The 22,447-nt window shown below is 69.0% G+C and carries 20 protein-coding genes; 13 read left to right on the plus strand and 7 right to left on the minus strand.

The window, feature by feature from the left end:
• Positions 1–220: 220 nt before the first annotated feature.
• From H284_RS0112775 to galU, 4 genes are all read left to right on the plus strand, one after another.
• On the plus strand, positions 221–1,753 hold the full coding sequence (locus tag H284_RS0112775; protein WP_020076561.1) for a glycosyltransferase family 2 protein: 1,533 nt from the start codon (positions 221–223) through the stop codon (positions 1,751–1,753).
• Entirely contained in the window at positions 1,746–3,233 is a 1,488-nt protein-coding gene (locus H284_RS0112780; RefSeq protein ID WP_020076562.1) for a glycoside hydrolase family 26 protein, read from the plus strand. Before H284_RS0112775 ends, H284_RS0112780 begins: the two co-directional genes overlap by 8 nt.
• A 21-nt stretch (positions 3,234–3,254) precedes the next feature.
• The gene (locus tag H284_RS0112785) at positions 3,255–4,655 is read left to right on the plus strand and encodes a UDP-glucose dehydrogenase family protein (RefSeq protein ID WP_020076563.1); all 1,401 of its coding nucleotides are present in this window, start codon (positions 3,255–3,257) and stop codon (positions 4,653–4,655) included.
• Between the two features lie 107 nt (positions 4,656–4,762).
• A complete protein-coding gene (gene galU / locus H284_RS0112790) occupies positions 4,763–5,812 on the plus strand; it encodes a UTP--glucose-1-phosphate uridylyltransferase GalU (RefSeq protein ID WP_029042931.1) in 1,050 nt (349 codons plus the stop codon).
• Between the two features lie 84 nt (positions 5,813–5,896).
• Here galU and H284_RS0112795 read toward each other — a convergent pair whose 3' ends face one another.
• Positions 5,897–6,229, minus strand: a complete 333-nt coding sequence (locus tag H284_RS0112795) for a hypothetical protein (RefSeq protein ID WP_020076565.1) — start codon at positions 6,227–6,229, stop codon at positions 5,897–5,899.
• Between the two features lie 37 nt (positions 6,230–6,266).
• Here H284_RS0112795 and H284_RS0112800 point away from each other — a divergent pair, with 37 nt between their 5' ends.
• Positions 6,267–7,001, plus strand: a complete 735-nt coding sequence (locus tag H284_RS0112800) for a GNAT family N-acetyltransferase (protein ID WP_020076566.1) — start codon at positions 6,267–6,269, stop codon at positions 6,999–7,001.
• Positions 7,002–7,080: 79 nt separating this feature from the next.
• On the opposite strand, the gene H284_RS0112805 is transcribed toward H284_RS0112800, so the two are convergent.
• From H284_RS0112805 to H284_RS0112815, 3 genes are all read right to left on the minus strand, one after another.
• Complete coding sequence (locus tag H284_RS0112805; RefSeq protein ID WP_018192421.1) at positions 7,081–7,506, minus strand: hypothetical protein; 426 nt, start codon at positions 7,504–7,506, stop codon at positions 7,081–7,083.
• Between the two features lie 76 nt (positions 7,507–7,582).
• Entirely contained in the window at positions 7,583–9,370 is a 1,788-nt protein-coding gene (locus H284_RS0112810; protein WP_020076567.1) for a glycoside hydrolase family 2 protein, read from the minus strand.
• Positions 9,371–9,422: 52 nt separating this feature from the next.
• Entirely contained in the window at positions 9,423–10,433 is a 1,011-nt protein-coding gene (locus tag H284_RS0112815) for a LacI family DNA-binding transcriptional regulator (protein ID WP_020076568.1), read from the minus strand.
• 205 nt (positions 10,434–10,638) lie between these two features.
• On the opposite strand from H284_RS0112815, the gene H284_RS0112820 reads away from it, so the two are divergent.
• From H284_RS0112820 to H284_RS0112840, 5 genes are read left to right on the plus strand one after another with little or no spacing between them, the layout of a single operon-like run.
• Positions 10,639–11,952, plus strand: a complete 1,314-nt coding sequence (locus tag H284_RS0112820; protein ID WP_018192418.1) for an ABC transporter substrate-binding protein — start codon at positions 10,639–10,641, stop codon at positions 11,950–11,952.
• On the plus strand, positions 11,945–12,928 hold the full coding sequence (locus tag H284_RS0112825; protein ID WP_020076569.1) for a carbohydrate ABC transporter permease: 984 nt from the start codon (positions 11,945–11,947) through the stop codon (positions 12,926–12,928). Before H284_RS0112820 ends, H284_RS0112825 begins: the two co-directional genes overlap by 8 nt.
• Positions 12,925–13,815: a carbohydrate ABC transporter permease gene (locus H284_RS0112830; RefSeq protein ID WP_018192416.1), complete on the plus strand. Its 891-nt coding sequence runs from the start codon at positions 12,925–12,927 to the stop codon at positions 13,813–13,815. Before H284_RS0112825 ends, H284_RS0112830 begins: the two co-directional genes overlap by 4 nt.
• A 2-nt stretch (positions 13,816–13,817) precedes the next feature.
• On the plus strand, positions 13,818–14,786 hold the full coding sequence (locus H284_RS0112835; protein ID WP_020076570.1) for a glycoside hydrolase family 43 protein: 969 nt from the start codon (positions 13,818–13,820) through the stop codon (positions 14,784–14,786).
• Positions 14,783–15,736 carry a glycoside hydrolase family 43 protein gene (locus tag H284_RS0112840; RefSeq protein ID WP_020076571.1) on the plus strand — a complete coding sequence of 318 codons (954 nt, stop codon included), beginning with the start codon at positions 14,783–14,785 and terminating at the stop codon, positions 15,734–15,736. Before H284_RS0112835 ends, H284_RS0112840 begins: the two co-directional genes overlap by 4 nt.
• 162 nt (positions 15,737–15,898) lie before the next feature.
• Here H284_RS0112840 and H284_RS0112845 read toward each other — a convergent pair whose 3' ends face one another.
• The 3 genes from H284_RS0112845 to H284_RS0112855 are packed head-to-tail and all read right to left on the minus strand — an operon-like array spanning position 15,899 to position 19,139.
• Complete coding sequence (locus H284_RS0112845; protein WP_018192413.1) at positions 15,899–16,969, minus strand: threonine aldolase family protein; 1,071 nt, start codon at positions 16,967–16,969, stop codon at positions 15,899–15,901.
• The gene (locus tag H284_RS0112850; protein ID WP_020076572.1) at positions 16,966–17,697 is read right to left on the minus strand and encodes an SDR family oxidoreductase; all 732 of its coding nucleotides are present in this window, start codon (positions 17,695–17,697) and stop codon (positions 16,966–16,968) included. The genes H284_RS0112845 and H284_RS0112850 overlap by 4 nt, the downstream gene beginning before the upstream one ends.
• Positions 17,694–19,139, minus strand: a complete 1,446-nt coding sequence (locus tag H284_RS0112855) for a DUF6421 family protein (protein ID WP_020076573.1) — start codon at positions 19,137–19,139, stop codon at positions 17,694–17,696. Before H284_RS0112855 ends, H284_RS0112850 begins: the two co-directional genes overlap by 4 nt.
• A gap of 164 nt (positions 19,140–19,303) precedes the next feature.
• On the opposite strand from H284_RS0112855, the gene H284_RS0112860 reads away from it, so the two are divergent.
• The 3 genes from H284_RS0112860 (at position 19,304) to H284_RS0112870 (ending at position 22,317) form a co-directional block, all read left to right on the plus strand.
• Complete coding sequence (locus tag H284_RS0112860) at positions 19,304–19,765, plus strand: GNAT family N-acetyltransferase (protein ID WP_051092478.1); 462 nt, start codon at positions 19,304–19,306, stop codon at positions 19,763–19,765.
• A 154-nt stretch (positions 19,766–19,919) separates the two neighbouring features.
• Positions 19,920–20,816: an SDR family NAD(P)-dependent oxidoreductase gene (locus H284_RS0112865; RefSeq protein WP_018192410.1), complete on the plus strand. Its 897-nt coding sequence runs from the start codon at positions 19,920–19,922 to the stop codon at positions 20,814–20,816.
• Positions 20,817–21,039: 223 nt separating this feature from the next.
• Entirely contained in the window at positions 21,040–22,317 is a 1,278-nt protein-coding gene (locus H284_RS0112870; protein WP_020076575.1) for an MFS transporter, read from the plus strand.
• The last annotated feature ends 130 nt before the right edge of the window (positions 22,318–22,447 follow it).

Consider the following 22,447-nt stretch of genomic DNA (forward strand, 5'->3'; position numbering starts at 1 on the left):
CGCGCCTCCCGTCGAGACGCGCTCATCCTGCATGCCATTCCGGCTGTCCGCGTGTCTGCGGACACCACCCCGAGGGGGACGGTGCGACACGCTGAGGATGCCCGTTCCACCCCCACTTGCGGGGGCGCTCCCGCGCCCCGTAGAACTGACCTCACCCGAACCCGACCAGATCCCCAGTGCTGTGGATGCCACCCCCACCCCACCGTGAGAGGTCCCGTCCGTGTTCATCTTCCTGTTGCAGCTCCGCCACATGCTGGGCGGGCATCCCGAGTTCTACCTCTTCGCGATCTACTCGGCACTGATCTGGGTCATCTGGATCGTCAAAGTGCTCATGTCCCGCCGCTACCGCGCCTACACCGGCGAGTTCCACGGCACGACCAGCGTGGTCGTCCCGGTCGTGGACGAACCGCTCGACCTGTTCCGCGACGTCCTCGGCCGCATGGTCGAGCAGAAGCCCGGCGAGATCATCGTCGTCATCAACGGCGCCCCCAACCCCGAGCTGGCGGAGGTGTGCGAGGAGTTCGCGCCGCTGGTGCGCTGGGTCCACACGCCCATCCCGGGCAAGCGCAACGCCGTCATGATCGGCACCAAGATGTCGACCGGCGAGATCACGGTCCTCGTCGACTCCGACACGATCTGGACCGAGGGAACGCTGGCGGAGCTGGTCAAGCCGTTCGCGGACGACCGCGTCGGCGGCGTGACCACGAAGCAGCGCATCCTGGAGCCCACCCGCAGCTGGATCACCCGCTGGGCGGACTGGCTGGAGAACTCGCGGGCGCTCTACTCGATGCCCGCGCAGAGCGTCGTGGGCCAGATCGGCTGCCTCCCCGGCCGGACCATCGCCTTCCGCCGCTCGATCCTGATGCGGGTCATGGCCAAGTTCATGACCGAGAAGTTCCTCGGCGTCTTCCTCGAGGTCTCCGACGACCGGACGCTGACGAACCTCACGCTGAAGGAGGGCTACCGCACCGTCTACCAGCACACCAGCCTCGTCTACACGGACGCCCCGCTGAAGGTGAAGAAGCTCTTCAAGCAGCAGCTCCGCTGGGCGCGAGGCAGCCAGTACAACACCCTCCGCATGCTCCCGTGGATGCTCGGGCACGCCCCGGTGCTGGCGTTCTTCTTCGTGATGGACATCATCCTTCCGTTCATGCTGGCCGGCGTCATCGGCGGCTGGATCTACCGCTCGATCACCGGTGGCGGCTACAACTTCTACGAGGGCTTCCTGAAGTCCTACGGGATCGAGGGCGGCATCCTCACCGTCGTGGCCCTGATGGTCGCGTCCTCGGTGATCAGCATGTCCATCCGGCAGATCCGCCACCTCTCCGAGAAGCCCAGCGACTTCTTCCGCCTGCCGGTGTTCATCATCGTGTCGACGTTCTTCCTCATGCCGATCCGCCTGATCGGGTTCTTCCGGATGGCGCACGCCAGTGGATGGGGCACCCGCGCCGGCGCCTACGCCGGCGGCCCGGGCGAGATCAGCTCCGAGGAGGAGATCGCGGCGCACGCCACCGCGGGCGCTCCGTCGGGTCACACGCCCGCCGTGCTGCCGGACTCCGTCGGCGGCATGACCACCGCGACCGCGCTGGCCACCCGCACGCAGCTCGCGACGCGGGCCGAGGTCAAGGCGGCGGCCACCGCTCCCGCCGCCAAGCCCAAGAAGGCCAGCCGCCGCAAGCTCAACCCGCTCGCCGCCATCCCGTATCTGATCGGTATCGCGATCCTGACCCTGGAGGCTCTCTTCCTTGTCTGACCAGACCGCCCCCGCACGGGCCGCCGCCTGGTGGTCCCAGTCCAAGTCCCGCTCGCAGGCGACCGCCGTGGCCGCCCTCGTGCTCACGGCCGTCCTCGTCGGGATCTCCGCCTACGTCTGGGTCTCGCCGACCGGTGCTCCGCTCCGCAAGGCCGTCGACCAGGCGGCAACGGCCGTGACACCCTTCGCGGCCCAGAACGCCGAACTCAAGCGCAACCTCGACAAGGCCACCGAGACGATCGCCTCGCAGAAGGGCAAGCTGACCGCGCTGCAGAAGGCGACGCTGGCGGCCCAGGCCGCTGCGGCCAAGCAGCTCGCCACCGCCCAGCAGAAGGCCGCCGCGGCGGAGAGCCAGCTCGCCAGCGTGAAGGCGCAGCTGTCCGCCGCCCAGGCGAAGGGCACCTCCGGCTCGACCGCGTCGGGCTCCACCGCCTCCGGCCACAGCGGCTCCGGGTCGTCCGGGTCGTCCGGCGGGGACGCCGCCGCGCCGATCACCGCGCCCGCCCGCGCCGACCTGCTCAATCCCGCCAAGCGCTACTACGGCATGTACACCGAGCAGGCTCCGTTCAACTGGGCCACCTTCGACGCCACCAGCTCGAAGGTCGGCGTCTCGCCCAACATGGTCGGCTACTTCAGCGGCTGGGATGAGACCTTCCGGGCCAACGCGGTCACCCGTTCCTGGCAGCAGGGCCGGATGCCGATGATGACGTGGGAGTCGCGTCCCATCGACGCGGGCAACGACACCGTCAATGCTCCGGCGTACTCGCTGCCGAACATCATCCGCGGCGACTTCGACTCGTACCTGCACCAGTACGCCAAGGACATCGTGGCCACCGGACTGCCGCTGGCGATCCGCCTCGACCATGAGATGAACGGCGTCTGGTACCCGTGGTCCGAGACCGACGGCCAGGGCAACTCGATCAACGGCAACAGCGCAGGCGACTACGTGAAGATGTGGCGTCACGTCCACGACGTCTTCCAGCAGGAGGGCGCCAACAACCTGGTCGTCTGGGTCTGGGCGCCGAACATCGTCAACAATCTGCCCGCCACGCACAAGGCGCCCGGCTACCTCGAGTCGCTGTACCCGGGCGACGCGTACGTCGACTGGGTCGGACTCTCCGGCTACCTGCGCCCGCCGTACAAGCCCGACAACGACTTCAGCTTCGACTACACGTTCAAAGCGAGCCTGAACGAGCTGCGCTCCATCACGAGCAAGCCGATCATCCTCGCAGAGGTCGGGGCGTCGGAGACGGAAGGCCACAAGGCCGCCTGGATCACGTCCTTCTTCCAGGCGCTCGCGAAACCGGAGAACGACGACATCATCGGCTTCTCCTGGTTCAACCTCGCTGTGACCAGTTACGTCGAAGGCGTCCGCGCCACCAACGACTGGCGCATCGACTCCCGGGCGGACTCGCTCTCCGCCTTCATCACCGGCCTGACCAGACCTGAGGACGACTTCGCCCTCACTCCCGCTCCCTGACCACCAGAAAGGACGATCGCCATGACCGCTCCCAAGAAGTCCAAGGACCAGCCCGCTCCCCGCATCAGCGTGATCGGCACCGGCTACCTCGGCGCCACCCACGCGGCCGCCATGGCCGAGCTCGGCTTCGACGTCGTCGGCGTCGACACCGACCCCCGCAAGGTCGAGGAGCTGAAGGAGGGACGCGCTCCGTTCTTCGAGCCCGGCCTGCCGGAGCTCATCCGCCGGAACGTCGCCGCAGGGCGCCTCACGTTCACGACCGACCTCGCCGAGGCCGTCGCCGTCTCCGATGTGCACTTCATCTGCGTCGGAACGCCCCAGCAGTCGGGCTCGTTCGCGGCCAACCTCTCCTACGTGGAGGCTGCGGCCCGCGGCATCGCCGAGAACCTCACGCACGATGGGCTCATCGTGGGCAAGTCGACGGTGCCAGTCGGGACGGGCGCGCGGCTCCGCGCGATCATCGCGGACGCCGTGCCCGCAGGGATCGACGTCGAGCTCGTCTGGAATCCCGAGTTCCTGCGCGAAGGCAAGGCGGTGGACGACACCCTCTCGCCCGACCGTCTCGTGTTCGGAGGAACCTCCGCGAAGGCCGAGGCCACCCTCCGCCGCATCTACGAGAAGCCGATCTCCGAGGGCTGCCCGGTCCTCGTGGCCGACCTGCCGACGGCCGAGCTGGTGAAGGTCAGCGCCAACGCGTTCCTGGCCACGAAGATCTCGTTCATCAACGCGATCGCCGAGGTGTGCGACGCAGCCGGGGCGGACGTCTCGCTGCTCGCGGACGCCCTCGGCCACGATGTGCGGATCGGCCGCCAGTTCCTCAACGCCGGCCTCGGTTTCGGAGGCGGGTGCCTTCCGAAGGACATCCGCGCTCTCATGTACCGCTCCAACGAGCTGGGAGCGCACGCCGCGGTCGGCCTGCTGCAGCAGGTGGACGAGATCAACATGGGTCGCCGTCAGCGGGTCATCGACCTGGCGCTGAAGGCGCTCGGCGGTTCGGTGCTCAACCGTCGCATCGGCGTGCTGGGTGCGGCCTTCAAGCCGCACACGGACGACGTGCGCGATTCGCCGGCGCTCAACGTGGCGGCGGCACTGCACCTCCGCGGTGCGCAGGTCGTCGTCTACGACCCGCAGGCCCGCGAGACCGCCCAGCGGCTCTATCCCACCCTCGGGTATGCCGACTCGATGGAGGAGGCGCTCACCGGAGCGGACCTGACGGTCGTGCTGACCGAGTGGGACGAGTTCACGACCGCCGACCCGGCCGCCCTGCGCGAGCTGGTCCGGGGCCGGACGGTCATCGACGGCCGCAACTGCCTCGACGCCGCCGCCTGGAACCGCGCCGGCTGGAGCGTGCTCGCGATGGGCACCGTGCCCGAGCTCGCCCCGCTGGCCGACGACCTCGCCGCCCTCGCCCCCGTCCGCTGACCCGACCTCGCCCCCACCTTTCGTCGAGGTGCACGTTGTTGCGCAGTCGCACGGCGTGTCGGCCACAACAACGTGCACCTCGGCGAGGAAGACAAGGAGAACGACCAATGACCAGTTACGTGACGAAGGCGGTTATTCCGGCGGCGGGATTGGGAACGCGCTTCCTGCCCGCGACCAAGGCCATGCCGAAGGAGATGCTCCCGGTGGTCGACAAGCCGGCCATCCAGTACGTCGTCGAGGAGGCCGTCACCTCGGGCCTCAACGACGTGCTCCTCATCACCGGCCGCAACAAGAACGCGCTCGAGAACCACTTCGACCGCAACGCGGAGCTGGAGGACGCCCTCGAGAAGAAGGGCGACCGCGACAAGCTCCTCAAAGTCAGCTACTCGACCTCCCTCGCCGACATGCACTACGTGCGGCAGGGCGACCCGAAGGGCCTGGGTCACGCGGTGCTCCGCGCCAAGATGCACATCGGGCACGAGCCGTTCGCCGTGCTCCTCGGCGACGACATCATCGACGCGCGCGACCCTCTGCTCGCGCGGATGCTCGAAGTGCAGCACGCGCTCAACACGACCGTCGTCGCCCTGATGGAGGTGCCGCCGGAGTCCATCCACCTCTACGGCGCCGCCGCGGTGGTCGAGACGGACGATGACGATGTGGTGCGGATCACCGGGCTCGTCGAGAAGCCCAGTCGCGAGAACGCGCCGTCGAACTACGCGGTCATCGGGCGGTACGTCCTGCGGCCCGAGATCTTCGACATCCTGGAGAAGACGGAGCCGGGCAAGGGCGGCGAGATCCAGCTGACGGATGCGCTCGAAGGGCTCGCGACCGCTCCCGCCTGGACGGGCGGGGTGCACGGCGTCATCTTCCGCGGCCGCCGTTACGACACCGGCGACCGGCTCGACTACCTGAAGGCGATCGTGCAGATGGCCGTCGCCCGCGAGGATCTCGGACCCGAGCTGCTGCCGTGGCTCAAGGAGTTCGCCACGAACGCAGGGCCGGCCGAGACCGCGCCGATCCCGACGTTCCCAGCGCTCCCGGTCGCCGTCCCGGCACCCGCCGCGGCCGCCGCGGCCGCGACGCCCAAGCCGCGGGTGAAGACCGCGGCCGCCAAGGTCGCGCCGACGCGCGAACTGGTCCCCGCTCCCGTCGCCTGACGGCCGGTGGCGCCTTCGTACCGGCCCGAGTCGTGACCAGCTGTCACGACTCGGGCCGAGTCGCGACAGGGTGTCGCACGTCGGCTAGTCGAGGCCGAGCCGCTTGAGCGTGTGCTTCTCGCTGTGCCCCGGGTCGGTCTCGATCTCGTCGATCGCGATCGGGATGCTGGGCCCGACGGCCAGCCAGACGAACCCGTCGCGGTGCACCAGCGGGACGAGATCCGTCGTCCCGTCGCGAAGCAGGGTGCGGACGCGCTTGAGCAGCGCATAGCCTTCGGACGGCTTGGTCACGTAGGTCTTCCGCCGGTAGTGGATGACGTGGGCGACGGTCTTCGCGCTCAGCCCGGCGATCTCGCTCTCGGTCAGTGCTTCCACGGCCGGGCTGTCGGCCGGGGTCTCGGTTCGGGTGTCGGTCATGCCACGCACGGTACGCCGCCTGCGCTAGCGTCGACAGGTGCTCCTGCCTGACGCCGCCTCCCTCGACCGCCTTGCCGACCAAGGCTGGCCGGCACTCGAGCGCGAGCAACTGGACGGCTGGACGCTGCGCGCCTCCTCCCGCGTCACCAACCGAGCGAACTCGGTGCTGACCTCCGGTCTCGTCGACGACCTCGACTCCGCGGTGGATGCTGCCGAGCGCTGGTACGCGGCGCGCGCTCTCCCTCCGGTGTTCCAGGTGAGCCCGGCCTCGCATCCTTCGCTGACCGATGCACTCGGTCGACGCGGGTATCGCGACCACTCGCCGACCGACATCCTCGTCGCCGACCGTGCGGCAGCCGCGGTGGCCGCGGTCGATCCCGCGGTGCGGATCACCGACCGTCCGGACGACGCGTGGCTCGACACCTGGTGGTCCGTCGACGGTCGGGGCGGAGCCGACGAGCGGGATGTCGCCGCGCGCATCCTCCGCGGCGGACCGGCGCTGTACGCCGCCCACGGCGACCCGGCCGCGCCGGACGCCGTGGCCCGGCTCGCGCTCGTGGGCGAGTGGGGAGGGCTCTACGCCGTCGCGACGCGCCCGGAGGCCCGGCGCCGCGGGCTCGCCCGCGCGCTCGTCCAGACGCTCGCCGGCGCATCCGCCGAGCACGGCGTCAGCGGCCTGTGGCTGCAGGTGCTCGCGGACAACGCCGCGGCCCACGCCCTCTACGCGTCGCTGGGCTTCCGGCCGGCATCGCACTACTCCTACTGCTCCTGACCCGAAGATTCGGCACGAATGTGCGGTATGGCCGCGGCTAACCGCACATTCGGCACGAATCCGCAGGGGCAGGGAGGCGCTACACCTCCGCCGCGCGCTCCGGGCGGTAGGAGGCCAGGAAGGTCCCGGCGTACAGCGCGGCCGCGACGAGGAAGCCGACGGCCATCACGTACGAAGCCCAGTCGCTGCCGATCGCCATCGTGAGGACACCGGCGAGGAACGTGATCACCATCACGATCAAGCCCCACAGCGCGAGACGTTCGCCGACGCCGGCCGCCCGGGCCGCGAGCAGGACGCGGATGCTCACGACGACGAGCCCGATCGCGATCAGGATGTGCAGGATGACGATGATCGTGTCGACCACACGGACGAAGGTGCTGTCCGGCTCGCCGATCAGGTTGGCCGCCATGCCGAGCAGGTACTGAACGGCGAGGGCCGTCAGTGCCTCGCGGGAGCGGCGGCGGAGGTGCGCGGCGGGAGTCACCGCTGCGGCGGATTCGGACATGAGCGCTCCTCGAGGAGAGACGGTTACGGCGTCGGCGTCATTCTGCTCTTCCCCGGCCCCGCGGCACCAGGGGCGGTCACGCGCCGAAGATCGCCCGCAGCTCCTCGATCGACGCCTTCGGCCGGCGGTCCTCGAAGAGCAGTCCGTTCGTCTCCTGACCGGTGTCGGCCAGCTGCGTGTAGCAGTATCCCGCGAGGGGAGCGGACGATCGCACGGCCCCGACGAGGGCGCGCAACCGCTCCACCAGATCGGCCGCGCTGGTCGCCGTCGAGTAGCCCCAGGCGTCCTCCGGCCCGTTCTCGGTGTACGAGATGCCGCCGAACTCCGTCAGCATGATGGGGGCGCCGAGCCGCTGCTCAGCGTCGACCACCAGGCGACGGCCCGGGAGGGTGAACGGCGCGCCGAGGATGCCCTCGCGTGTCGCATACCGCTCGCGGACCCGCTCCGGATCGTGGTCGTAGTCGTGGATGGACAGGATGTCGGACGCCGCGTGCTCCCACCCGTCGTTGGAGATGACCGGCCGGCTCGGGTCGACCGTCTTCGTGAGGTGCACGAGCGCCTTCGCGTACGACACCATCCGGGGGTCGTGGGCGAGGTGCTGCACGCCCCAGCTCTCGTTGAGCGGCACCCAGGTGACGATCGAGGGATGCGACCGGTCGCGGTCGAGGATCGCCGACCATTCGGCGACACTGCGCCGCACGGCCTCCGGGCTGAACGCGTACGCCGCCGGCGCCTCGCCCCAGACGAGCAGACCGAGCTTGTCGGCCCAGAACAGGAAGCGGGGGTCCTCGTACTTCTGGTGCAGGCGCGTCGCATTGAAGCCGAGGTCGAGGATGAGCTGGGCCTCTGCCCGCAGGGCGTCCGCGCTCGGCGCGGCCGAGTGCGACTCCGGCCAGTAGCCCTGGTTCAGTACGGAGCGCAGATAGAGGGGACGGTCGTTGAGCAGGAATCGGCCGCCCTCGACGGCGGTCGAACGCAGACCGAAGTACGACGCGACGACGTCGCCCGCGCCCTCCGCGCCGTTCAGCGTGACGGTCGCATCCAGCAGCGTGGGATGCGCTGGTGACCACAGCAGCTCCTCGTAGGCCTGCCCGTTGGTCTGGCGGTGGATGCGGAACGGGATCTCCACCTCCCGCCCCGCGATCGCGGTCTCGACGCTCGCGAGCGGTTCGCCGCCGAGCTGCACGGTGATCCGCGCGGTCGTGCCCGCAGGCGCCGAGCGGCTCAGGCGGAGCTGCGCCGTGACCTCGCCGGCCGGCACGTCGGTCAGCCAGTGCAGCTGCTCGACCCGTAGCGCGGGCGCGGCTTCCAGCCACACCGGCTGCCAGATCCCGGTGGTGCGGTGGTACCAGATGGAGTGCGGGTGATGCCGCCAATCCTGCTTGCCGCGCGGCTGCGCCACGTCGGCGGGGTCGTCCTGCGCGCGGACGGTGATGGAGAAGTCGCCGTCGCCGATGAGGTCGGTGATGTCGAGGGCGAAGGGGGTCGAGCCGCCTTCGTGCCGTCCGGCCGAGTGTCCGTCGATCCAGACTTCGCAGGCGTGGTCGACCGCGCCGAAGTTCAGCAGCAGGCGCTCGCCGGCCGGGACCTCGTCGCGCAGGACGGTGCGCTGGTACCAGACGACCGGGTGGAAGCCGGTGTCGCCGACGCCCGAAGCGTCCGACTCGAACGGGAACGGCACCTGGATGACACCGGCCAGCGACCGGGACGACTCCCAGTGCTCGCGCAGCCCGCGGTCGTCGTCGTCGAACGCGAACGTCCACGGACCGGAGAGGTCGAGCCAGTCGGCCCGGACGAGCTGCGGCCGCGGGTAGCGGCCGTCCTGGGCGGTGGCCGCATCCGTGCGGCGTTCCTCGGTGAGCATCCCATTAGCATGCACGATTCGTGCAGCGCTGTAAAGTCGAAAATCCGCTGCCTCAGGGGAGGGCGGGCGCGCTCTCCCGGGTGACCAGCGAAAAGGGCGCCAGCTCGTGGCGACCCATGCCGTCGAAGCCGCCGACGCGCTCCAGGAGCATCTCCACCGCCCGCGACGCGAGCCCGCGCATGTCCGGCGCGACCGAGGTGATCGACGGGTAGGTGACCGCCGTCATCGGCGTGTTGTCCCATCCCGTCACCGCGACGTCGTCTGGCACGTGGATGCCGCGCTCCTGCAGGGCACGCAGGGCGCCGATCGCGGCGAGGTCGTCGCGGCAGACCAGGCCGTCGAACCGCAGTCCGGCGTCGAAGGCGGCGCCGACCGCGCGCACCGCGTTGCCCGCCGAGACGGCGATGCTCGAGATCAGCAGCTCCGGCTCCGGCGTGATGCCCGCATCCTCGAGCGCCTGCTGGTAGCCGGCGATGCGGAGCTTCGACGTCCGCGTCGGGCGCGCGCTCTCGTGGCCGGCGAACGCGATCCGCTTCCGGCCGAGCGACAGCAGGTGTTCCGTCGCCGTCCTGGCGGCCTCCACGTTGTCGATCATGATGCGGTCGACGGTCAGCGGGGCGGCGTTCTCGCCCAGGACGACCAGGGGGATGTCGGTGCGCGACTGCGCCAGCTCGGCGGAGTTCATGACGCTCGGCTGGAAGATCATTCCGTCGACGAGGCCGGACTCGCCCGCGGAGACGACCGCGCGCTCGCCCTCGATCGTCCCCTCGGTCTGCTCCAGCAGCACGCGGTAGCCGCGGCGCTCCGCCTCGTCGGCGACCACACGCGCGAGCTCGGCGAAGTAGGGCAGCGTCACGTCGGCGAACGCCAGGGCCAGAAGCCCGGTCCGCCCGGTCGCGAGGCGGCGTCCCATGATGTTGGGGCGGTAGCCGAGCTCGTCGATCGCGCGCTGCACACGCTCCCGCATCGCCGGGCTGACGTGCGCGTAGTTGCGGACCACGTTCGAGACGGTCTTCATGGACACGCCCGCGTGCTCCGCCACGTCCTGAAGCCTGACGGCCATGGCGCCTCCTTCCGCGTCATCGATCGGGTGCCTGCGGGGTCACTCTACAGGGAGCCAACCAATGCAAACATTGTGAGGTTGACACGCTCTGTTCAGCGCTGTAAATTCGCCAAGCATGCCGAGTGTATCCGGCTCCAGCACCACCGATCACGCCGCCGGCCCGATGGAAGGGCTGCGTGAAAGGCTCACTCAAGGGAGAGATCACATGAAGAAGCGATTCGCCGCACGTGCGATCGCAGTGGCGGTCACCGCGGGCCTCGGGCTCGCGCTGACGGCCTGCGGAAGCAGCAGCTCCGGAGGCGGCGGAGACGTCTCCTCCGCCGACTACACCGGACCGAAGGTCACCATCAGCTTCTGGAACGGCTGGACCGGCGGCGCCGCTCCCGTGCTCGTGCCGAAGCTGATCGACAAGTTCAACTCCGAGCACAAGAACATCGTCGTCAAGGATGTTCCGATGGAGTGGGCGGACATCGCCCGCAAGATGCCCCTGGCCGTGAAGGCGGGCAAGGGGCCGGACGTCGCGGTCGGCCACGGCGACGACATCGCCACCTACGCAGCGCAGGGTCTCGTGCTCAAGGCGGACAGCATCGTGAAGTCCCTCGGCTACAAGGCCGACGACTTCCCGGAGGGGCTGCTCGACGCCGGCAAGTACAACGGCAGCCAGTACGCCGTGCCGTGGAGCATCACTCCGCTCGGCCTGTACGTCAACAAGGACGTGCTGCAGGCGGCCGGGGTCGACCCGAACAGCATCCCGCAGGACAAGGACTCCTACCTGGCGGCGCTCGAGAAGCTGAAGGCCGCGGGCGTCCAGGGCGAGTGGGTCGACGGTTACGTCTTCACCGGGACCTTCGAGTTCGAGAGCCTCCTCTGGCAGTACGGCGGAGACCTCTTCAACAAGGACGTCTCGAAGGCGACCTTCAACTCGGACGCAGGCGTCAAGGCGCTCACCTGGATGACCGACCTCATCAAGAAGGGCTACAGCCCGGCCGACGTGGCGCAGGACGGCAACATCAACGCCCTCATCGCGGGCAAGACCGCCTTCAACTGGAACGGTGTCTGGCAGACCACCAACACCGCGTTCGACAAGCTGAAGTGGCAGGCGGTCGCCGTGCCGCAGATCGGTGACGAGAAGGCCGTCTGGTCGAGCTCCACCCACTGGATGTTCATGAACAACAAGGGGCAGGACAAGAACAAGACCGCCGCCGCGGCGACGTTCGTCAAGTGGATGAACGACAACTCGGCCGACTGGCCGAAGACCGGTGAGCTGCCCGCCAAGAACTCGGTTCGCGACGACCCGAAGCTAGTGCAGACCTACCCGAACCTGAAGCCGTTCCTCGACGAGCTGCCCTACGCGCACTACGAGCCCATCGCACCGGGCATCACCACGGTGGAGGCGACGATCACCGTCGCGGTGAACGAGGCCATCACCGGCAAGAAGGACCCGAAGCAGGCTCTGGATGACGCGGCCGCCAAGGCCGACACCCTGCTGAAGCAGAACAAAGAGAAGTACGGTGACTGACACCGCTTCGATCGTGGCGCCCCGGGAGACCGGGGCGCCACGCCCGTCCCGCTCCGGCAGGAAGGCCGGCCGACGGCCCGGCGCACCCCGGCGCACCGGCGTCGCCTACATCTTCCTGGCGCCGTTCCTCATCCTCTTCATCGTGTTCGTGCTGGCGCCCGCCGTGTTCGGCCTGTGGATCAGCCTCACGAACTGGAGCCCGTTCCGGGCCACCCAGAAGTTCATCGGGCTCCAGAACTACATCGACCTGTTCACCCCCGGCAGCGCGACGTCGGGCGACTTCTGGCAGTCGATGGCCGCCACCGGCATCTTCACGCTCGCGAGCGTCCCCTTCCTCCTGATCATCCCGCTGCTGATCGCGGTGCTGCTCAACCAGAGGATCCGCGCCGGCTCGTTCTTCCGCGGTGTCTTCTTCGCCCCCTACGTGCTCGGTGTCGCCGTCATCAGCGTCATCTGGAAGTACCTCCTCGACACCCAGTCCGGCATCATCAACCACCTGCTGGGGATGATCGGCCTGCCCGACAACCTGCCCTGGACGGTCGACGTGCCGTGGGTGTGGGTCACGCTGGCCGGCGTCACCGTGTGGTGGACCATGGGATTCAACACCGTCATCATCCTGGCCGGCTTGAAGGGCATCAGCCCGGACCTCTACGAAGCCGCCGCGCTCGACGGAGCGGGCGCCTGGCGCCAGTTCATCAGCGTGACGCTGCCGGGTCTCCGCCAGGTCATGACCTTCGTCATCACGATCACCATCCTCGCGAGCGCGAACATGTTCGGGCAGGCGTTCCTCATCACGAAGGGCGGTCCGGGCAACACGACACGCACGGCGATCATGTACATCGCCGACCAGGGCCTGTCGCAGAACAACCTGGCCGCCGCGGCGGCGATGAGCTACGTGCTGTTCGCCTTCCTCGCGATCATCAGCATCATCAACTTCCGCCTCCAGCGGGAGCGGGCAGAGAAGAGCGCCTCATGACGACGACGGCCCCCGAGAAGACCGAGACGCCCCGGACCATCCGCGCGCGGCGCAAGCAGACGCCGCAGGCGGCAGCCCGCAAGACCCTGCTCTACGCCGTGCTGATCGTGCTGGCGCTGGTGGTCATCCTGCCGCTGGCGTGGATCCTGCTGACCTCGTTCAAGACCGACGGCGACGCCATCCGCAACCCGTACTCGGCGTTCCCGAACCCGTTCTCGACCGAGGCGTACACGACGCTGTCGAGCGGTCAGCAGCCGGTGTTCCGCTGGTTCCTGAACAGTCTCGCGGCCGCCGCGCTGCAGACGGTGCTCATCCTGGTCACGGCGAGCATGGCCGCCTATGCGCTCGCCCGCCTGGAGTTCTGGGGCAAGCGGATCGTCTTCGGCCTGATCATCTCCACCCTGCTCGTCCCGCCGGTCATCTTCCTCATCCCGAACTACCTGATCGTGCAGAACCTCGGCTGGCTCGACACGATCTGGGCGATCACCATCCCGGGTGCGGCGAGTGCGTTCGGCGTGTTCTTCCTCCGGCAGTTCTTCGTGGGCCTTCCGGCGGAGATCGAGGAGGCGGCGCGGATCGACGGCGCCGGCGACTTCCGGATCTTCCTCCAGATCGTGCTGCCGCTGGCCCGCCCGGCGCTCGCGACGCTCGCGGTGCTGAGCTTCCTCGCCAACTGGAACGACTTCCTGTGGCCGGTCTACGTGCTGCTCAGCCCGGAGAACCTGACGCTCCAGCCCGGTCTGTCGCAGCTGCAGGGCGCATACTCCACGCATTACGCCATCGTGATGGCGGGCGCCGTGATCGCGTCGGTGCCGGTGCTCATCCTGTTCTTCTTCGCCCAGAAGCAGATCGTCGAGAGCGTCGCCACCAGCGGGGTCAAGGGGTGAGGATGCGCCGCACGGCCGCTGTCACGGCGACGGCCATCGCTCTGGCGGCGGCGCTCGCGGGATGCTCGGCCGGCTCGGAGCCCGGCGCGTCGCCGTCGAGCGAGGTCGCGCCCTTCCAGATCGACAGCGACTTCCCCGATCCCGGCGCGCTGGTGGTCGGCGACCGGGTGTACGCGTACGCGACCAACACCGCCGCCGTGAACGTCCAGGTCGCCACCTCCGACGACATGAAGACGTGGACGCTGAGCGACGAGGATGCGATGCCCGAGTTGCCGTCGTGGGCCGTGAAGGGCAAGACCTGGGCTCCCGGCCCGGCGGAGCTCGCCGACGGCCGGTTCGCCCTGTACTTCACCGCGTCGGACGCCGCCAGTAAGTTCCAGTGCATCGGCGTCGCGTTCGCCGACCGGCCGGAGGGGCCGTTCACCTCGATGGCGGACAAGCCCCTGGTCTGCCCGGAAGACGAAGGCGGTGCGATCGACGCCAGCGTGACCGCCGACGAGAGCGGCCAGCGTTACCTGGTCTGGAAGAACGATGGCAACTGCTGCGGCTATGACACCTGGATCTCCGCTCAGCCGCTGTCGGCCGACGGCGCCTCGCTGACCGGGCCGCCGACCCGGCTGATCAAGCAGACCGAGTCGTGGGAGGGCACGCTCGTCGAGGCGCCGGTGATCGTGCGCCACGACGACGAGTACGTGCTGCTCTATTCGGCCAACGACTACGCCAACTCCTCCTACGTGACCGGTGTCGCGACGGCGAAGAGCCTGCTCGGGCCGTACACCAAGGAGAAGGAGCCGCTGCTCTCGACCCCCGGCTCGAAGGGACGGTACCTCGGGCCCGGCGGCGAGGACCTCGTGACCTTCCATGGCAAGGATTGGATGCTCTTCCACTCCTGGGACGAGGCGTTCGCCTACCGTGGCATGCACGCCGTCCACGTGACGTGGAAGGGCGGCCTGCCGGAGCTCGCGCCGTGACCGGTGCCCTCCTCCGCGTGGACCGGCATTGGGGTCCGGTCTGGGAGGGGTACTTCGCCGACCCGTTCGTGCTGCGTCTGCCCGACGGCGGGTACGTCGCCTACGGCACCCACCCGGGCAGCGCGGGCGACCGCGTGTTCGAGGCGCTGCGCTCGCCCGACCTGGTGGAGTGGGAGACTGCCGGGGCCGTCCTGGAACGCGTCGACGATACTCTCGGGGCGGACTACTGGGCGCCCGAGGTCGCCTACGCGCACGGCGCCTACTGGATGTACTACTCGGTCGGCCGCGGCATCGAGGGCCACCATCTGCGGGTGGCGCGCTCCGACTCCCCGGTCGGACCCTTCCGCGACCTCGGCGTCGACCTGACCCCGGGCGAGGTCTTCGCCATCGACGCGCACCCGTTCCAGGACGTCGATGGCCGCTGGTACCTCTACTTCGCGCACGACGTACTCGACCACGAGCGCCCGGGCACCCACCTCGCCGTCGCCCCGCTCGACGAGGGGATGACGGCCCTGGACGGACCGCCGGTCCCGGTGCTCGCCCCCGACGCCGACTGGCAGCTGTATGAACGCGACCGGCTCATCCACGGTCAACGGTTCGACTGGCACACGCTCGAAGGGCCCGCCGTGCTGCACCGCGGCGGGCAGTACTGGCTGACGTACTCCGGCGGCGCCTGGACGGGGCCCGGGTACGCCGTCGGCGTCGCCGCTGCCGAGCATCCACTCGGACCATGGAGCCATGTGGACCAGCCGGCGCTGCTGAAGAGCGGAGGCGACCTGCGCGGTCCCGGCCACAACTCGCTCACCGTCGCGCCGGACGGCACGGACGTGATCGCGTTCCACTCCTGGAACGCGGACGCGACCGCACGTCAGCTGCACCTGGGCGCCCTGCGCATCCGCCGTGCTGTGCCTCCGCCGTTAAACCACGATGCCGGGCTGTGGGAAGACTAGGGTTTCTTCACACGGCCCGGCATACGTTTCGGGGTTACGCCGGATGGATATTCGGGTTCCTCCGCCGCTCTTTGAGACTACAGGAAAAGTCCCCATTGTGTAGGTTGAATGGAGGACAATTTTGTACCCCGGTCTGGCCCCAGTGCGAGGGGTAAGCGTCGCTCAGGCCTTCAGCTCCTGCGCGAGCGCGGCCACGAAAGCGTCGATGTCCTCTTCCGTGGTGTCGAATGCGCACATCCAGCGCACCTCGTTGTTGGCCGCATCCCAGTCGTAGAACCGGAAGTGCTGCCGCAGCCGGTCGGCGACGCCACTCGGGAGGGTCGCGAAGACTCCGTTCGCCTGTGTCTTCTGGCTGAAGCCGACGCCCTGGATGCTGCCGTCGGCGATGCCCGCCTCCAGCGCCGTGCGCAGCCGAGTCGCCATCGCGTTGGCGTGCGAGGCGGAGCGCAGGTACAGGTCGTCCGTGAGAAGCGCGATGAGCTGTGCCGAGATGAACCGCATCTTCGACGCCAGCTGCATGTTCAGCTTGCGGAGATAGATCATCCCCTCAGACGCCTGCGGGTTGAGCACGACGACGGCCTCGCCGTAGAGCATGCCGTTCTTGGTCCCGCCGAAGCTGAGCACATCCACGCCGGCATCCGTCGTGAAGGCCCGCAGGGGGACGCCGAGGGTGGCCGCCGCATTGGCGATGCGCGAGCCGTCCATGTGCAGCTTCATGCCGAGCGCGTGGACGTGGTCGGCGATCGCGCGGACCTCCTCCACCGTGTACGCGGTACCGAGCTCGGTCGTCTGCGTGATCGACACGACCAGCGGCTGAGCGCGGTGCTCGTCGCCCCAGCCCCACGCCTCGCGGTCGATGAGCTCCGGCGTCAGCTTGCCGTCGGGCGTCTCGACCGGGAGCAGCTTGATGCCGGCCACCTTCTCGGGCGCACCGGCCTCATCGGTGTTGATGTGCGCGGTCTTCGCGCACACGACGGCGCCCCAGCGCGGCAGCATCGACTGCAGGCCGACCACGTTCGCCCCGGTCCCGTTGAACACCGGATACACCTCGACGCCCTCGCCGAAGTGCTCGGCGAACACCTCGTGCAGGCGGGCCGTGTAGACGTCCTCGCCGTACGCGATCTGGTGGCCGTTGTTCGCGGCCGCGATGGCGTCGAGGATCTCGGGGTGCACACCCGCATAGTTGTCGGAGGCGAAGCCGCGGAGGGTGAGGTCGTGGAGTTGAAGCGTCACGACTCCATCTTCCCAGGCTCGAGGGGGATGCGTCGGCCGTTGACCGCCGCCGCGTCCTGCTCCCACAGGCGCACGACCTCGTCTCCGAGCTGCGGCTCGAGGCCCTCCAGGGTCTTCACGACGAAGACGGTCGCCGCCGACTGGGGCGCCTGCTTGGCGAAGCCCTGCGCGATGGCGCGCACCCAGGCGTCGGCTGCCGCCTTCGCTGCAGCGTAGTTCGCGCCGCCCGGGTACGGTTTCTCGACCGCGGTCGACGAGACGATTGCCAGCCGGCCGGCGGGCGAGGCGACGAGGTCGTCGAAGAAGACGCGGGTGGTGTTGCGGAGGGTGCGGAAGGCCCGCTCCAGGAACTCCCAGTCCTCGTCGCTCTGGCCCGCGATCCCGCCGCCGCCGCGCCAGCCGCCCACGAGATGGATGAGGCCGTCGATGTGGCCGAACTTCAGGTGGATGCGCATGGCCAGCTCGGCCACTGCATCCCGGTCGGACAGATCGCACGGACGCGTCTCGACGCCCGGGACCGCCGCGGCCAGCGCATCCAGCGCCTCCGGCCGGGTTCCGACCGCCAGGACGGTCGCGCCGGCCGCGACCAGCGCGCGGGCGACCGCTTCGCCCGACGCGCTGGTGGCGCCGGCGATCAGGACGAGCCGGCCGCGGACGGTGTCCGCGCCGAGCGGCCCGGCCTCCGAGGAGGGCCGGGCCGCCTGGTCCGCCGAGGGGGCGTCCGTCATGCCGCGTCCGTCGTCCCGGTGATGCCGGCCGTCGACTCGATGACGGTCGCCATCTTCTTGTTCAGTGCCTCGTAGAACATCGAGAGCGGGAACTCGTCGTCCAGCACCTGGTCGGTGTAGCCCTTCGGCGGTCCGGCCAGGACCTCGTCCGACAGCCCGCGCGCCCAGTTGGAGGCGGGGTGCGGGGTGAGGGTCTCGGTGAGCATCTCGTATGCGGCCAGCCAGTGCGCCACCTTCGGCCGGTCGATCGAACGCCAGTACAGGTCGTTGATCCGGTCGCTGAGGGCGATGACCACGTCGGAGACGTTCTCCCAGTCGATGGTGAGCTGGGTGTCCGTCCAGTGCAGCACGTTGTGCTGGTGCATCCACGCGAACAGCAGTTGGCCGCCGAGTCCGTCGTAGTTGCGCACGCGGCTGCCGGTGATCGCGAACCGGAAGATGCGGTCGAAGATCACCGCGTACTGCACCAGGTGCGCGTGGTCGCGGATGGCGCGCTGCGCCTCCGAGAGCTCGGCGTCGGGCAGGGCGCTGAGCTCGCGCTCCAGCTTCACCGACTCGCGGAAGGCGGTCAGGTCGCACCGCAGCTCCTCCAGCGAGTAGAGGAAGAACGGCATCCGCTGCTTGATCATGAACGGGTCGAACGGCAGGTCGCCGCGCATGTGGCTGCGGTCGTGGATGATGTCCCACATCACGAAGGTCTCCTCCGTGAGGTGCTGGTCGTCCAGCATCGCAGCCGCGTCGTCCGGCAGCTCCAGCTTGGTGATCTCGGCGGCGGCGCGCACCACCCGGCGGTACCGGGCGGCCTCGCGGTCCTGGAAGATGGCACCCCAGGTGAACGCGGGGATCTCGCGCATGGCCACGGTCTCGGGGAACAGCACCGCCGAGTTGGTGTCGTAGCCGGGCGTGAAGTCCACGAACCGCAGCGCGACGAACAGCTTGTTGCCGTAGTCGCCGGCCTCCAGCTCCGCCACGAACTCCGGCCAGATCACCTCGACCAGCAGCGCCTCGACGTGACGGTCGGGGCTGCCGTTCTGCGTGTACATGGGGAACACGACCAGGTGGCCGAGCCCATCCACGCGGTGCTGCTGCGGCTGGAACTCGTTCAGCGCGTCGAGGAAGTCGGGGACGCCGAAGCCCTCGTCCGCCCAGCGCGTGAAGTCGCGCTGCAGCGCGGCCAGGTAGGACGCGTCGTGCGGGAACGCCGGTGCGAGTGCGGCGATCGAGTCGACGATGGTGCGGACGTGCTCTGCGGCGGCCGGGCGGTCGGGCTCCTGCTCGACCGAGCCGTCCTTCACCTGGAGGGCCTGCAGCGCGACGGCGGCGTCCTTGAGGCGCAGCCAGGCGGGGTCGTTCGCGACCTCGCGGACCGGGCGGCCGTCCTCGACGACCTCGGGCTCCCCGACAATGGCGTCTGCGGTGAAGTGCTGGACGAATTGAGACATGACGAACCTCCCGTCGTTGGTCGGCCGCTCGCACGCGGCAGGGTGTGGATGTCACGAGCCTATCCGGGGATCGCGAGCGTTTTGTTGTCTCTTCCGGCGGAAAACTGCGCCGTCCCGCTGCGATGCGCAACAAACCCTTCCGTCACGACGGCTAGCGTGACGCCATGGAAATCGAGGTGTCAGCGGCGCGCGCGGAGGACGTGCCCGCAGTGGAACAACTGGTCCGCGAGGCGTACGAGCCGTACGTCGAGCGCATCGGCCGGAAGCCGGGGCCGCTTCTGGATGACTACGCCACGATCGTCGGACAGGGCCGAGCGCTCGTCGCTCGGGACCGAGGGAGGATCGTCGGGCTGCTCATCACCTCCGTTCGCCCGGACCATCTGCTCGTGGAGAACGTCGCCGTAGCCGACAGCGTCCGCGGCACGGGTCTAGGTGCGCGGCTGCTCGGGATCGCCGAGAAGCAGGCCCGCGCCGAGGGGCTCGACGAGATCCGCCTCTACACGCACGAGCTGATGACCGAGAACGTGGCCTACTACCCTCGCCACGGCTTCGTCGAGACGCACCGCCGGACCGACAACGGCTTCCCGCGCGTCTTCTTCTCCCGCCGACTCCCCCCGCGCCGCTGACCCCCTCGCTCCTGCCCTCACCGTCGAGTCCGCCCCACCGTCGAGTCCGCACAAATTGCACACGAAACGCCGCACGGGCGTGCAAAGTTTGCGGACTCGACGGTGGGCGGAGGCTGGAGGCGACGGGAGGGACGGACGCTGCGATGATGGGGGGATGGCGAGAACGGTTCGCGGGGCGCGTGTACTCATCACCGGCGCGGCCTCGGGCATGGGGCGGCTGTACGCCGAGCGCGCCGTGCTCGAAGGCGCGCGAGCGGTCGTGCTCTGGGACCGGGACGAGGCCGCGCTCACCGAGCTCACGCACCGGCTGCGGCGCGAGGTGCTCGCCGGACGCACCGCCGCTGCCTGGGGAGCGCCGCCACGGTCACCGAGCTCGGCGGCCGGGAAGGCATCCACCAGTGTGCTGCCCTACGTCGTCGACCTCGCGGAGCTCGGCGCGATCGCGCAGAGTGCGCAGGCGGTGCGCAAGGAGCTCGGCGGGATCGACGTGCTCATCAACAACGCGGGCATCGTGCGGGGCAAGTACTTCTGGGAGCACGACAACGGCGACGACACCCGCCCGACCATGCAGGTCAACGCCCTCGCCCCGATGTACGTGACGCGGGAGTTCCTGCCCGGGATGCAGCAGAGCCCCCGCGAGGCCCGCATCGTCAACATCGCCTCGGCTGCCGGCACGATCTCCAACCCGCGCATGAGCGTCTATGCCGCCAGCAAATGGGCGGTGATCGGCTGGAGCGACAGCGTCCGGCTCGAACTGCAGCAGCAGGGCTACGGCCACGTGAAGGTCACGACGGTCGCGCCGAGTTACATCGACACGGGGATGTTCGAGGGCGCCCGCGGGCCGCTCCTGACCCCGGTGATGAGCCCCGAGTACGTGGTCGACCGCGTCTGGCGGGCGATGCTCGCGGGCCGTCCGATGCTGATGCTCCCCTGGACGGTCGGGCTGGCCCGGACCCTCCGCGGCGTGCTCCCTACCCGTGCGTGGGACGCCGTCGCCGGCCGCGTCTTCGGCGTCTACGACTCGATGGAGGGGTTCACGGGCCGCCAATAGCCCGCGTCGCGACGGTCCGTTCACACTCGTGTGACTGGCGTGATGGTGGCCGCAATCGGCGCAGTGTGAAGCAGTGTGAATCTGCCCGTTGGAGCCGAGAGTCCCCGGAATCGGCCGCAGCTCGCATCGATCTTCGGGGTCGGTCGACTTGTCCCCGGACGGGCCGCTGGCTAGTTTTCGAGCGCGCGCATCGCGCGCTTTCGCAGGGGAGGGGCAACAGGTTGTGACCGACGTAACCCCGGTTCCTCCGGGGCTATGGAACCGAGATTTCAAGCGCCTCTGGTGGAGCGAAGCGATCTCGTTTTTTGGAAGCCAGCTCACGCTGTTCGCGATTCCGATCGTTGCGCTCGAGTACCTGCACGCGTCCGCCTCCGAGGTCGCATGGATCACCACCGCGGCAGGCATCGGGACGCTCGTGTTTCTCGGATTTCTAGCACCCTGGACCGACAGGGGTCGAAGAACGCGGTTCCTGTTCCTGATGTCCGTGCTCCGGGCCGCCGTGCTGGGAGTCATCGGGCTCCTGTTCTTTGCTGACCACCTTTCGCTTCTCGTGCTCGCCCTCGCGGCCGGCCTGATCTCCGGTCTCACAGGTTTGTATGACAGCGCATTCTCGGCTCTTGTGCCGGGAATCGTGCACCGGTCCAGGTTGCCGGCGGCGAATACCTGGGTCGCGGGCATCCGCTCCGCCGGAGACATCGGCGCAGGCGCGACCGCCGGCATTCTCCTGCAGATATTCTCGCCACTGGCGTTGTTCCTGGCGGACGCTGTCACGTACGTCATCTCCGCTTTCTCGGTGCGTCGCGTTAGCGAGGCGGAGCCGGAGCCGGAGGAACGCCTCACGGTGAGGCGCTACGCATCGTCCATCGTCGCTGGGTTTCGGATGCTCCATCGGAGCACGGTGCTCTGGCCGGTGACCCTGGCCATCGCGCACTTCAATCTCTTCACCGCGGCGATTCAGGCGATCTACATCACTCATGCACTTCGGTCGGGATCGATGAGCCCGGCGGAGGTCGGAGTTGCAGGTGCTTTGGGCGGGGTGCTCGGTCTCCTTTCGATGACGGCCGCTCCGCGTATCTGGGATCGCCTGCGACCGATCACTGCGCTGGCGCTGACCTTCGCTCTTCCCGCTCTGGCGGGTATCGGGATGCTCGCGCTCGTTCCAGGTCGCACCGTCCTCAACGTGGCCCTTCTTGCACTCTCGCTGGGTATGTGGGCAGCGAGCGTCATGACGAACATGACCGGCACGGAGACACTGAAACAGGTACTGGTGCCGGAGCGTGCGTTGGGCTCTTTTTCCGCGGCTAGCCGCATCGTCACCTGGGGGATCGACCCGCTGGGGGCCGCTCTTGCGGCGGTCCTCACTCTGGTGTTTCCGACCGGCGTTGTCCTCGCTCTGGCCAGTCTGGGGATCTTCACCTCCGCAGCATGGGTGCTCGCCTCGCGAGCCGTTCGCCGTTTGCCTCGCCTGGCCAGCATTTCGGCGTCTGACGCGGCAGGGTGACCGGCGCGAGGGCCGCGATGAGGCTTTGCACTTAGGGGCATCGGGCCGCCAATAGCCCGCGTCGGTACTCCCATTTCTGTGAGAACTCACATACAGTGGCTCCCCGAGCGAACGTCGAAGGGAGCCGACC

This window comes from Cryocola sp. 340MFSha3.1 (assembly GCF_000383315.1).
Taxonomy (GTDB): Bacteria; Actinomycetota; Actinomycetes; order Actinomycetales; family Microbacteriaceae; genus Leifsonia.